The sequence below is a fragment of the Pontibacter mucosus genome (assembly GCF_003054055.1).
GTDB lineage: Bacteria > Bacteroidota > Bacteroidia > Cytophagales > Hymenobacteraceae > Pontibacter > Pontibacter mucosus.
In genome coordinates, this window is sequence record NZ_QBKI01000013.1 from 36,870 (window position 1) to 50,266 (window position 13,397).

The following is a 13,397-nucleotide window of genomic DNA, read 5'->3' on the forward strand; positions in this document are numbered from 1 at the left end:
TCCAGCGCCTCTTACAGATGAGCATCTTTCAGATACACTCCAGCCAATCAAGCACAATGTGTATGACAAGGCCCAATCCAATGAGCCCTGACTTCGGAATAAAAGCCAGCAGTAAATATAGCGGATGTATCCAGTAGCTGTGTAGCAGATGGGAGCCCACACTGCACCTATTCGGATCAACGATAGGATCAGCTAGCAAGTGATCCAAAACTATGAAAATAGCCGCAAACATAATTAAAGCAGCCTTCTTAAAGTTAGGCTTGTAAAACAACCAGGCAACTGCCACCGGTACTGCTAAATGCAGAAAAAGGTGCCAGAGAAAACCAATAATCATAAAATCAGTCTTTAATTAACCAGCGGTGATAGAGAGTTTGACGGGGTAGCAATGCGTTAAACACATTTAACTCCGCCATACCGCATGGATAACTGACTTTAACAGAACAACAGGTGGAAGGTTACACTCAAGCAGCATGTGTAGGCTTAGGAGTTCGAACTTTACTTTTTACTTTTTTCACAGAAGGAGAAGAGATAAAGTATAATACAAAACCGGAAAGCACGGTAAATAAGCCCAAAATGGAGAATGCTCTTAAAAGAATGTTTCCAAAATTATCTCTCCCTTCATAATCCATAGTATGCAGCATCCAGAAGAAATCAAATACACGCCATTGGTTGTGTCGAATAGCCTGAAAAGTGCCTAGTTCAGCTGAAACGTAAACAGTGCAGTTGTCAGGTTGGCTAAAAGTAATAGCCCAGGCCGGTAAGGGCTTTTCGCGGTATTCGTGATGTGAGCCTACCTCTGTTAAATACTCCACTTTCTCTACTTTTATGGGAGAAGTGACTTGGTTGCTGGCAACAGTGATAGCCTCAGATTCGGATAAAGGCGAAATAAACTGCCCTGTTTCTGCATTTGCCAGCTGCACCCTCACGTTAGAAGCATGGCTACCCCCGCCATGTCCGGCAGTTTCATGCCCCTTATGGTCCATATCCCCTGAGAAATAACGAATCTGGTAAGCCGGAACACCTGCTATTTCGATAAGCTGAACAGATAGCACTGAATCAACCTGGCTTTTCGCTTTGATGGCATCAAGCACAGCTTGTGGGGATGCCATTTTCATAGAGGCTGAGAAATGTCGTTTCTCCTTCCGAAGATGATCCCCATGGACTTCATCAATATCGTTCCAACTGAAATAAAGCCCACCAAGGGTCCAGAAAAGAAATTGAATACCAAGTATTATCCCTAAATATCGATGGGATTTTCGGATGTAATAGTGCTTACTTTTTAGCTTCATAAGGCAATATAATATTAATTACTCAACAGACTATTACAGACTCACCTGGTCAGATAAAGTTCAGGTTTTATAAACAACACAGTATCTTAATATTGTACCATGTGATTTGCTTTGTTAAACATTGTTCTGCAACTGCTAAGTTGTTCATTTTCTACCATTTACCTTTACAATTTTAATAATGGCTTACTGAACAATTTCTAATGCTTATATTACCTAATTCATTAAATTTATCTTGCCGTTAATATTAAATGTAAATACTTTCCTTGCTAAGGAAATAACATGAGTTGGAATAAACGTCTCATTCATGCAGAACAGAGAAGAAAAACAGCTATTTGCCCAGTCTGCTTCAGCACTAGGGGCAGGTATACTTGGGTTTGGTATCGGTGCCAAATGGGGATATATTGCTTCTGATTATGCTGTATTCATCATCCTGGCAGGAGCTCTTCTGCACCTAGGTGGTATGTATTTAACTCAGATGAAAAATACAGCAAGTTCAAGTAAAGCGGTTAAAGTTCTCTGGTATTCGGCCTGGACGTGCCTGGTGGTATTAATTGGCCTTATCATCTATCTGCTAGTTGAATCTTAACAGTATTGGTTCATTATCCTACCTTAATCTTCTTTGCACCTCCGCGTACTCTATTCCTTTTCTTTTGTGATGGATAAAAGATCTGGCAAAATCAGTGTTGCAACTGATATGTTATTGGAAGAATGTGGAATGGTATCGCAGGTGATTATTTGTTCAGCTCCTGCAGCTTGTAGTTCTTCGAAAGCATTGTCAGCAAAAATAGCATGCACTCCAATGCAAATGGGATTCTGAAAACCTTCCCGAACCAGGTGTTGCGTGGTGATTATCATTGTTTTGGCCGTTGAAATAATATCGTCTACTAAAACCGGCTGGCGGTGTATCCAGGCGGACACATCCGGGATTTTTATTTCTATCTGGCGGTCCCCTTTCCTGACTTTCTCCAACACTATATAGGGTACTCCTGCTTCCTGAGCCACTTCCTTTACCCATTGATCACTCTCACTATCAGGCCCCACAATAAGGGCGTTCTTCACATTATCTTTAATCCACTTTGAAATCAGGGGAGCTGCATGCAGCACAGTGACCGGAACTGTATAAATCTCGCTCATACTGCCGCGTCGATGGAGGTGTGGATCTATGGTAACGATCCAGTCGGTCAGTTGAGAAAGTAAGTGTGCAAAGTAACCTGAAGTAACTGCCTCTCCGGGAAGAAACTGTTTGTCCTGTCGCATATAGGCAAGGTAAGGGGCAACCAATCCAATCTTTTTGGCGCCCAGTTCTCGGGCAGCAAGGGTGAAAAAATATAAGGGTAAAAGTTTATCATCCGGATGATCCAACGTCAGTACCAGCAGCACATTTTTATTCTGCACGTCAGAGAGAATCCGAATATAGCTTTCCCCATCCGGAAAGTGCCTGATAATAGCACTACCACAAGGAATCTGCAACTGTTCAGAGAGTTGTCCTGCCAGGTTTTCATTGCCGGGGAACCCAAAAATTAACCAGTCCATAGGTATACTTTAGATGATAGTTATAATATTAAATGATAGTTATAATATTAGATGATAGTTATAATATTAGATGATAGTTATAATATTTTTTTCGTTGGAGACGTATTCCAGGGCATATAACAGTTCCCCCTCCGACTCTGCAAAAATGGTGTATAGCACTTCGTCAAGCGCTACTTTCTTTCCTAACGGCGCAGCGAATAGTACGCCAGCCGCAGGATCATCCGGCGCACCGGCAAGCTTGGCAACCTTTGCAAGGCGGCGGTTATCGACACGCTGGACTGTACCGGCTTTCTCTGCTTTCACCTCATAATGGTAAGGGGCTAATTCGGGTCTGGTAAAACCTCCTTGTGCCAGGCATATGGCTTTAAACTTCCTATAGGCTTCTCCTGACTCTACTATATCCTGCGCCACCCTAACGCCTTTCCCATCCGGTACTTTTCCGGCCAATTCCAATAGATTACCAGCTAGAACCAAAGCTCTCTCCTTCAGGTCCTGGGGAGCTGTCATTTCATTTTCAAGCACAGCAAGTACATCCAACGCTTCCAAAACGGGGCCTATACCCCGCCCTACTGGTTGAGAACCGTCCGAAAGTAATACCTTTATTTGCAGCCCAATGGCAAGAGCAACCTGTTCCACTTGTCTCCTCAGCTTCTCACCAGCTTCAACGTCTCTCACTTTGGCGGTCTCGCCCACGGGTATGTCTATGACCACATGGGTAGCACCGGCTGATTTCTTTTTAGACAGTACAGATGCAATAAGCTGGCCTTCACTGTCAATATCCAGCGCCCGTTCCACCCGGATGATGATATCGTCCGCCGGGCTTAACTTTACTGAGCCTCCCCAGGCAAAACAGCCACCCTCCTTGCTGACGACCTGCTTTATTTCTTCTGAAGAAAGGCTTACGCGGGTAATTGTTTCCAATGTATCGGCTGTTCCGGCTGGGGAGGTAATAGCCCGGGAAGAAGTTTTGGGTATGATCAGCCCACAGGCGGCAATAATAGAGACCACGATGGGAGTAGTTCTGTTCCCCGGTAAGCCGCCTACGCTATGTTTGTCAACAACTAAAGGAACACCCCATACCATCTTTTCACCCACCTCAATCATAGCTTCGGTAAGACTGATAACTTCTTCCTCGCTCATTTTCATGGCACAACCTGTGACAAAGGCGGCTATATCTACATTGGAAAAATTTCCCTGCACTATGTCCTGTATGATGAGATGATAAGCTTCTGCGGGAAGCTTGTTGCCATAGATCTTGGACCGGACATACCTCATGGATTCAACCGGGGTTAAATGAGAGACTGTGACAGAATCTCCGTCCTTCACCTGTAGCGCCTTCCAGGCTCCTTTGGACAAGCTGATTTCACCAGGGGATAACAGCTCTGATTCAATGACGTTGAGGCTGGCGACAATGTGTTTTTGATGATCCGATACCCTGATACGGGTTAATGCTGCAAAGCCCTCTGATTTGCAAACGTGGCAATCAGACCGCATGTATGCCACATGCTCTTGCTGTGTGTCGATTCCAAGGTTCCTGAATTTTAACTCATTATGCTCCATAGACCTAAATGTTATGCATGCTGTACTGTTCGGGAATTTCAGCCTCCCAACCATACACCTCCTTTATTTTTGCGCGGAGGCCTTCGGATGCTGGTAACTCCCCGTGAACTATAAATAATTTCTCAGGTGCATTCGGCAACTTCCCCATCCATCTTATAAGTTCTCCCTGGTCGGCATGCCCTGATAGCCCCTCTACATTTCTGACAGCGGCCCGGACAGGAAAATACCGGCCGTACATCTTTATTTCCTGCACCCCCTCTTGCAGTTGCCTACCTCGTGTTCCTTCTGCCTGGTAGCCAATCAGCAGAATGGTCGCGGAGGGATCTCCCACATATTTTTCCAGATACCCTAATACTCTTCCGCCCGTAACCATACCGCTTCCGGCAATAACTATTTTAGGCCCGGCAGTTCTGATAGAGCTTAGGCTTTCTGCTACACTTTTGACTACCTTGATTTTCTTGCACATTTCAGCACATTCTTCCGAAGATAACTTATGCCACTCCGGAGCGTGATGAAAAATATTTAACACAGATCGGCCCATGGGGCTATCCATAATGATGGGAATGTCAGGAAGGCTGTTTGCTTGCTGCATCTTCCATAAAAGAAACAGCATGCTTTGTGTGCGTTCTACAGCAAAGCTGGGAATAAGGAGAGGGCCTCCTTTATCCCATGCCTCCCAAATTACATTTTTCAGTTCCTGTTCAGCATCTACAGCAGGGTGAAGCCGGTTACCATAAGTACTTTCTATCACCAGAACATCTGCCTTTTGAGGCTGATGGGGTGGGTAAAGCAATATATCGTTTTCCCGACCTATATCCCCTGAAAAAACGATGGTTTTCTCTGCTACTTTTAATTCAATAAAGGTAGCTCCAATGATGTGCCCATTATAGTTAAAGCGGACTTTGATATTCCCGCCCAAATCAACCCATTCCCCTAAAGGCTGTGGGTAGAAGTATGGAATCGTTCGCTCTACATCCACCAGGTCGTAGAGCGGCTTTGCCGGCTTATGCCTCGAATACCCTTGTTTATTGGCACGGGCAGCATCTTCTTCCTGAATCTTGGCACTGTCTCTCAGAATAATTTCTGATATATCCAGGGTTGGCGCAGTTCCTAAAATTTTTCCCTTAAACCCCATACTTACCAAGCGGGGCAGGTAACCTGTGTGGTCGAGGTGAGCATGCGTCAGTAGCACCAGGTCAATTTCCGGGACCTGCAAAGGCAGGTACTCCCAGTTTAATAACCGGAGTTCTTTTAGCCCCTGGAATAAACCACAATCAACTAAGATTTGCTTATCAGCAGCTTTGACCAGATACTTAGAACCAGTTACAGTACCTGCGGCACCCAAAAACTGTATACTTACCTGAGGATCCATAGCTTTTTTATTTTAGATATTTGGGAATGCAGGATTGTGGCAAAGTTCCAATCCTTCTTTTTGAATGACATGGATTCTTTCAGCACTAATCCCTAGTTTACTGAGAGGCACTTCATCTTCACACAGCTCCTGGCAAAGCACAATTCCACTCTGCAGCAACTGCTCTTTTTCCAAACGGGTAAGTGTTGTAAGACTGGTGATCGGATATAAACCGGCAGCATCTATCATTTCGTTCAAGCTCTGCTTCGGAGGGTAATTCCAGCCAACCAAATGTAACCCTGCACACGTGCCATACTGGATAGCGTCACTCGTAAACCTGGTGTTGGTAATGACCCAGCCCTGATGAAATTTGAAACTATGCCCAGGTAATTTTAGCCACTGTTGTTCCACATCTTTAAAACGGGATTGTATGTAGAGTGGAATCTTTACATCACAACGGTACCCGGGCCTGTTATGAAACTTACACTCTACCATATAGTGCTGATCTCCCTTCAAGGCGATGACATCCACCTCGTGCGAGACACAATACCCTTGTACTATCTGTCCTACCTGCACCTCAAATCCCTGGGCCTTCAGGATTGCTCCAACAAACTTTTCAAAGGGAAACCCGGATGGACCTAACTCCATGATGGCAGTCTTTAGCTTATATTTTCCAGCGGTAGGCCTGGAACTATTGGTTAAGAGGGCAAGGGCATCCTCATAGATCCTTTGCGTTGTTATGCCCGGAACCAGGTTTTTCTCTATCTGGTGAACGATCTCCTTAGCCAGCTTCGCATCTGCCCCTGCCTTTACCAGGGACTTTCGTAGTTTAGTCTCAGAGAAGGGAACTTCTTCTCCCGAAGCTTTCCGGATGTACATTTTTACTGCCATTACTGAATGTTTATCCCTATTAATAAATGAGAGTATGATATAAAAACGGATGGCACAGATACCAAAATCATTGTTCAACTGGTGTAAGTCAGTTCATTTATACCCACCACCCCTTGAACGAAACAGTCCAGGTTATAAATAGTGGTTTGGGCGATATGCTGCAAAGCAGTATCCGTCAAAAAGGCTTGATGGCTTGTAATCAACACATTTTGAAAGGTCATTAGCCGGGCAATCACATCATCCTGCAGGATTTCCTCGGAATGGTCCTCAAAAAAAAGACCTTGTTCTTCTTCGTATACATCGATTCCCAAACTACCGAGCTTACCGGACTTTAGTCCCTGTATTACTGCTTTTGTATGAATGAGGGCACCCCGGCTGGTATTGATCAGCATAGTCCCTTTTTTCATTTTTTCTATCCGTTCAGCATTTATCAGGTATTTCGTTTGCTCACTTAAGGGAACATGTAGTGTGACAATTTCTGACTGAGTACAAAGGGTGTCTATATCCGTGAGTCTGATGTGGAACCGGCTGGCAAAGTGTCGGTCAGGTGCCGGATCATAAGCAAGGATTTTACATCCAAAGCCATGTAGAATTTGGGCAACAACCTTTCCTATCTTCCCTAGGCCAATAATGCCAGCCGCCTTACGGTGCATGTCAAACCCAACCAGACCATCGAGTGAGAAATTTAGTTGCTGAACGCGGGCATGTGCCTTTATAAGCTTTCGGTTCAAGGCCAGCATTAAAGCCACGCTATGCTCGGCTACAGCATACGGAGAGTACGTTTGGACGCGGGCAACCCGCATCTGTAAAGCGGAGGCGGTTCTTAAATTTACATGATTGTAACCAGTAGAACGCAAAGCTACATACCGTATCCCAATTTCATGCAGTTCTTCTAAAACAGGTTGCGAAGCATCGTCATTAACAAAAATAGAGACAGCATCGCAACCTTGAGCCAGCCTAACAGTGGAAAGAGAGAGGTTGGGTCCCAGAAAAACAAGGCTATGCTTGCCGCCGTTGGCCATCTCTAGAAAGTCTTTCTCAAATTTATGGCTACTGTAAAGGGCTACTTTCATATATTTCTACGACACACAGAACGTTTTCAAATCATAAGCAAACCAGGGTAATGCACAAGTAGAAGTAAGTGCGACTTTAGACAGGGGGATGTCTCATGTGGAGAGTTCATGCTGAAAACCTTAATCCATCATAACATATGGCGAGCACTTGATGGCAAATGGAAACTTAAAATTGTCGCTATTTATTCATCAAAAGTTACAGAACTTTCCAGGCGTCTGAAAATGACATTATGGATAGCTCTGTTTGATAAATGCTTTCATAAATATACTAGTCTTGGTTACAATCAGTTTTATATAATTTAAGTTATAATTTATATATCTTTCTAACTTTTTCTTAAAGTTCGTTATTGTGTTTTTAGCTTGTTTATTGTAAGCGTCTACTTTAAACAACTCGAGTTGTGCTACCAGTTGTATAGGTGGCTTTATTTGCAGATGAAGCTATTGCTTTTAAAGGCACTTCAACCAGTCCAGGATAACGTGTATTACCAGGTCCGCTCTTACTAACCTTGGCTTTGGCAGGAACACCATCAGTAAATACAGTGGTATAATACAATAGCTATGCAGCAGATAGCATCCTATGTTACGTTTATCTGGATCAACAATGGGATCAACCAGAGGGTGGCTTAGGTTAATGAGGACTGCCGCAAGCATCACCAACGCAGCCTTTATAAACTGAGGCTGAAGCCTAAAGAAAAGCCAGGCAGCTTTATACCTCTATGACTTTTATCTACAACACAATTCTGGTTCTTTTTAAAACCTGGATAATAATCAGGGACATGAAACTAAAGCCTAGGCTGATCATCCAATCTCCAGTGCTCATAGTATAAATTGATAAAATATCCCTAAGTGGCTGTGCGAAATACACAGTAGAAACTAGCACAATGCACAAAGCAAGCGCATACCATACGTATTTGTTCTTCACTACCTCACTCTTAAAGAAAGATACCTTTGCAGAGGACATGTTGAACACGTGCCACAACTGAGAGAACACCAGCGTGAAGAACAGGATATTGTTGCACAGCTGAGGATTCCATAGCTCCGTCTGGTGGTACAAATAGTGACTGGCAAACACCGCACCCAGCACACAGAGTGTTATAACCGCTGCATAGGTAAAAATGGCCCTCCACTGCTGATTGTCAATGATAGGTGTATCAGGGTTCCGGGGCTTGTTCTTCATGATTAAATCATTTCCTTCGGTGACACCTAAGGCCAATGCCGGAAGCACATCGGTGATCAGGTTGATAAAAAGGATCTGCAGCGGCACCAACGCAAAATGCAGGTTCAAAATAGAGGAAAAAGCGACCACAAACAGCTCGCTGAGGTTGCAGGAAAGTAGATAGGCAACAAACTTTTTAATGTTCTCAAAGATAATCCTGCCTTGTTTGATGGCTACTACGATAGAGGTAAAAGAATCATCTTTTAAAACCATATCCGCTACTTCCTGTGCCACTTGGGTGCCGCGCAGACCCATCGCAATGCCGATGTCGGCCTTCTTTATTGCCGGGGCGTCATTGACGCCATCCCCTGTCATTCCGACAATGTATTTGTTCTCCTGCAGGAGCGTCACTAAGTCTATCTTCTGTTTAGGCGTAACACGGGCAAAAACCAGAGTTTCTAACCACCTTTTTTTATCTTGATTGGTCAGATCGGCATACTCCTTCATATCTTTGCCGTGCATGATTGCATTCTCCTTATCGTCCATGAGCCCCAGTTTTAAAGCAATGTTTCTTGCTGTGGCCGGGTGATCTCCGGTTATCATGATGACTTTGATACCGGCGGACCTACATTCATCCAGCGCTGCTGACACTTCTACCCGCGGAGGATCCAAAAGCCCAAGAACGCCCGTAAAAACCAGATTCTGCGTTAAGCTTCCTTGTAAGGAGGATGTCTCTTTATAAGCAAAGGCCAGCAGCCGTAAGCCTTCCGAAGCCAATAGCTCAGTCTGTGCAATCCAGGCTGCTTTCTGGCTGTCTGAAAAATTTTGCAGTTCTCTTTCCTGCAGAATCTGGGTGCATTTTTGTAGCAGTTCTTCTACAGCTCCTTTAGCAAACACTATAGAAGTACTCCCATTTTCATGGAGCGTAGCCATTATTTTTGTCTCAGAGGTAAACGCCTCTTCTCTTGTTTTCGGGAGTTTCTCTCTTACCTGATGTACGTCTTTACCCTCAGTGGCAGAAAATTTCAAAAGACCTACTTCCAGCGGGTCCCCCACCTCTCGCAAAACATTATTTTTCACCTCCAGGTTAGCCGTATTACAAAGAATAGCAGCTTCCACTATCTTTTGATAGTTTTCTGAATTTCGGACTTCCAAAGGAATCGCTACAGTGCCATCAGCCCTGTATTCTACTTCCGTTTTACCGGTGGGTATGAGAATGGTGTTAACTGATATTATATTCTGGGTAAGGGTTCCGGTTTTGTCGGTACAGATCACATTGGTGCCCCCGAGGGTTTCTACGGCAGCCAGCTTTTTAACAATCACTTTGTGTTTCGCCATCCGAAGCATACCCTGTGCCAAGGCTAAGGTAGCCACAATCGGCAGCCCTTCCGGAATGGCGGCCACCGCCAGTGCAATAGACACCTCCAGTACCTTCACCCATTCAGCGCCTTGCGCCAGACCTGCAAAGAAGATCACGATTACCAGCCCCACGGTTATCCAGATCAGTTTTTTGCTGAGTTGCTCCAGTTTTTTCTCTAAAGGGGTGGCGGCTTGCTCAGCCTGCTGTACCAGTGAAGCTATCTTGCCAAGCTCTGTGTCCATGCCGGTTCCAGTCACTAAAGAATAGGCGTTTCCTTTGGTCACAAAGGTTCCTTTAAAGAGCATGTTAACCCGCTCAGCCAGTGGCACCTCCCCTGCTAACACCCCCACGTCTTTTGTCACCGGAAGCGACTCTCCGGTTAGCGCCGACTCATCAACTTCCAGCTGTGTGGCGTTAAAAATGCGTGCATCCGCCAAAATCATGTCCCCAGCTTCTATATAAAGCACATCGCCTGGCACCACATTTTCAGAGGGAACCTCCTGAAGGCTGCCATCGCGAATAACCTTGGCTGACAGAGAGACCATGTGTTTGAGGGCATTCATGGAGCGATTGGCCTGGAGCTCCATATAAAAGCCAATCAATGCATTAATGACAATCACGATCAGGATAGCAGACCCATCCAGCCATTCCTGAAAAAAGAAGGACAGTCCGGCAGCAAACAGCAGCAGTAAAACCATGGGACTTGCGAACTGCTGCAAGAGCATTGTTAGCAGACTTCTTTGGTTTTCAGACTGTATAATGTTCTGCCCATGCTGCTGTAGCAGTTTGCCGGCGTCTTCACTGGATAGCCCGCGCTGTACCTCTGAGTGCATCTCGGCTGCAAGGACAGCAGTGTCTTTTGTGTATGGTGGTTGAACAAGCATATCTTACTTTCTATTTATATTTTCATCATGTACTTTCTCTCAAGGGCACCCCTGTATCTTGCCTCTCTTTTGCAGGGCTACCGCTAAAGGTCTCTGCCGGTATGGATATCAGCTAAGCCTGCTACCGCACAAAAACCGCAACAGAGCGGGGGCCGACAGCATAATGCGGGGAATGAACCTCTTCCTCCCGGGCCTCGGCCGCAAAGTCCTGTGGCGGCTTCAGGGTGGTGTCCGCTACACGATACCAGGGCCCCGGCTCCATGAACCGGAAATCCCTGCTCTCCCAATGCGAGTTGATCATCACATACAGGTCCAGGTCCCCCAGCAGCTTTCCCGAAAGGAAAAAGGCCAGGCTGTGCGAGTCCGGGTTGAAGTCTACGGCTCCGTTGGGGCCGTACCACCTTACATCGCCGCGCCAGAAGCGGCTGCGCCCCAGGCTGGGGTGGCGCTTACGGAAGGCGATGGCTTTCTTGACAAACCCGAAGTGCTCCTGCATGAGCTCCTGGCGGCTCCAGTCCAGCCAGGTGGTCTGGTTGTCCTGGTTGTAGGGGTTGTTGTTGCCTCCCTGCGTCTGCAGGAACTCATCGCCCGCCACGAACATGGGCGTGCCGTTGGAGAGCATAAGCAGGAGGAACAGGTTCTTTGCCTGCCGCTTTCGCAGCTCCAGTACCTCTGCCGGGACATGCTCATCCCCTTCCCAGCCACAGTTCCAGCTAAAGTTCACCGGGCTACCGTCCCTGTTGTCGTGCCCGTTCGCTGCGTTATGCTTTTCATTATAAGCAACCAAGTCATAGAGCGTGAAACCATCGTGGCAGGTGACGTAGTTGACGCTCTGGTAAGGGTGGTAGGCATGCAGGAGGTCGTCCGGGAAAAGGTGGTCGCTGCCGTACAGCCGCTGCATCAGGGCCCCCACCATCCCCGGGTCTCCCTTCACAAACCGGCGCACGTCGTCCCTGAAACCACCGTTCCACTGCAGCCAGGTGCTTCCGGGGAAGTCGCGCCCCAGTTGGTAGAGGCCCTGTGCGTCCCAGGGCTCGGCAATCAGCCGGACATAGGTCAAGTCCGGGTCAGTGGCAATGTCGGAGAAGATGGGCGCCTCGCCCACGGAGCCGTCCGAGCGGCGGGTGAAGACAGAGGCCAGGTCGAAGCGGAAGCCGTCCACGTGCATTTCCTTCACCCAATACCGCAGGCTATCCATGATCATGCGCTGCACGGCCGGGTGGTCGGTGCGTAGGGTATTGCCCGTGCCGCTGTAATCCAGGAAAGGGTTGCTCGGGTCGTTCCGCACCAGGTAATAGGTAGAGGGGTCGATGCCTTTGAGGTGATAGGTTGGCCCGCTGATGCCTTCCTCCGTGGTGTGGTTAAAGGCCACATCCAGTATGACCTCGATGCCAGCCTTGTGCAGCTCGCGCACCATGGTCTTAAACTCGGTGATGGCACCGGAGGGATTTTGATCGGCCGCGTAGCTTTTGTGCGGGGAGAAGAAGTTGAGCGGCATATAGCCCCAGTAGTCGCCGGCCTGAGGGTCAAACTGGTGCACCGGCATCAGCTCTACGGCTGTCACGCCCAACTCTCTCAGGTAAGGTATCTTTTCTACCACGCCGGCAAAGGTGCCTCGTTTTTCCTTGCTTACGTCGCCACTGGGGTTACGGGTAAATCCCCGCACATGCATCTCATATATGATCAGGTCGTGCCCATGAGGCACGATGTGGTCTGCCTGCCAGTCAAAGCCGGTATGGTCGGGCAGGATGTAGCCCAGCGGTGCCTTGCCGATGTTGGAGCCCGGGCGACCGGCGGCGCTCCGGCTGAAACCGGGCGGAAAGAAGACTTCCCTGGCATAGGGGTCGATCAGGAGCTTCTCCGGGTCAATCCTACAAAGTAAGCAGCGCCTGTCATTGCAGCACTGGACCTTGAAACCATAGAACCTGGCGCCGGCCATCTCCGAACGCCTGATCCGGCAGTGCCACACCCGCTGCGACTTATGCACCAGCGGGTCAAAGTCAAAGGTAGCCACGGGCTTCTCGTATACATCCTCCTGAAACAGCAGGAGCTTTACCTGCGCGGCGTTTTTAGAGTACAGTGCAAAGTTATAGGCCTCGTCCTCTGGGAGGTAAGTTACCCCCAGTGGGTAGGGGGAGCCTTCTATGGCTTGCCATGATACCATGTGCTGTAGTGTTTATGATGCTGCAAAAGGAAGATATAAGTATGCCCCGCCCACATCCACGGTATGGTGCACCTTCCTACAATCCAGTGAAATTTTCTGCTGACCATATCAGCCAAAGCTGCTCAACCATTTACAG

10 protein-coding genes and 1 pseudogene are annotated in these 13,397 nt (G+C 47.2%); 1 reads left to right on the forward strand and 10 read right to left on the reverse strand.

Annotated elements, in window-relative coordinates:
* Positions 1–28: 28 nt before the first annotated feature.
* Positions 29–334, reverse strand: coding sequence for a DUF6122 family protein (locus C8N40_RS23200; RefSeq protein ID WP_108213634.1), 306 nt, complete (start codon positions 332–334; stop codon positions 29–31).
* 127 nt (positions 335–461) lie between these two features.
* Positions 462–1,289: a PepSY domain-containing protein gene (locus tag C8N40_RS20215; protein ID WP_108213635.1), complete on the reverse strand. Its 828-nt coding sequence runs from the start codon at positions 1,287–1,289 to the stop codon at positions 462–464.
* 304 nt (positions 1,290–1,593) lie between these two features.
* Here C8N40_RS20215 and C8N40_RS20220 point away from each other — a divergent pair, with 304 nt between their 5' ends.
* A complete protein-coding gene (locus C8N40_RS20220; RefSeq protein WP_108213636.1) occupies positions 1,594–1,875 on the forward strand; it encodes a hypothetical protein in 282 nt (93 codons plus the stop codon).
* A 50-nt stretch (positions 1,876–1,925) separates the two neighbouring features.
* Here the strand turns inward: C8N40_RS20220 and C8N40_RS20225 are convergent, their stop codons facing one another.
* The 8 genes and pseudogenes from C8N40_RS20225 to C8N40_RS20260 all read right to left on the reverse strand — a co-directional run bounded on the left by C8N40_RS20225 (position 1,926) and on the right by C8N40_RS20260 (position 13,261).
* A complete protein-coding gene (locus C8N40_RS20225; RefSeq protein ID WP_108213637.1) occupies positions 1,926–2,822 on the reverse strand; it encodes a ribose-phosphate pyrophosphokinase in 897 nt (298 codons plus the stop codon).
* A 66-nt stretch (positions 2,823–2,888) separates the two neighbouring features.
* Complete coding sequence (locus C8N40_RS20230; RefSeq protein WP_108213638.1) at positions 2,889–4,382, reverse strand: thymidine phosphorylase family protein; 1,494 nt, start codon at positions 4,380–4,382, stop codon at positions 2,889–2,891.
* 4 nt (positions 4,383–4,386) lie between these two features.
* Positions 4,387–5,754 (reverse strand): MBL fold metallo-hydrolase RNA specificity domain-containing protein, encoded by a 1,368-nt coding sequence (locus tag C8N40_RS20235; protein ID WP_108213639.1) that lies wholly within the window; start codon positions 5,752–5,754, stop codon positions 4,387–4,389.
* A gap of 12 nt (positions 5,755–5,766) precedes the next feature.
* Positions 5,767–6,624, reverse strand: coding sequence for an ATP cone domain-containing protein (locus tag C8N40_RS20240; RefSeq protein WP_108213701.1), 858 nt, complete (start codon positions 6,622–6,624; stop codon positions 5,767–5,769).
* Positions 6,625–6,698: 74 nt separating this feature from the next.
* On the reverse strand, positions 6,699–7,697 hold the full coding sequence (locus C8N40_RS20245) for a 2-hydroxyacid dehydrogenase (RefSeq protein WP_108213640.1): 999 nt from the start codon (positions 7,695–7,697) through the stop codon (positions 6,699–6,701).
* A gap of 447 nt (positions 7,698–8,144) precedes the next feature.
* A pseudogene (locus C8N40_RS23500) lies at positions 8,145–8,387 on the reverse strand (DUF6122 family protein); the annotation flags it as partial.
* A gap of 37 nt (positions 8,388–8,424) precedes the next feature.
* The gene (locus tag C8N40_RS20255) at positions 8,425–11,097 is read right to left on the reverse strand and encodes a cation-translocating P-type ATPase (protein ID WP_108213642.1); all 2,673 of its coding nucleotides are present in this window, start codon (positions 11,095–11,097) and stop codon (positions 8,425–8,427) included.
* Positions 11,098–11,218: 121 nt separating this feature from the next.
* Positions 11,219–13,261, reverse strand: a complete 2,043-nt coding sequence (locus C8N40_RS20260) for a glycogen debranching protein (RefSeq protein ID WP_108213643.1) — start codon at positions 13,259–13,261, stop codon at positions 11,219–11,221.
* Between the last annotated feature and the right edge of the window lie 136 nt (positions 13,262–13,397).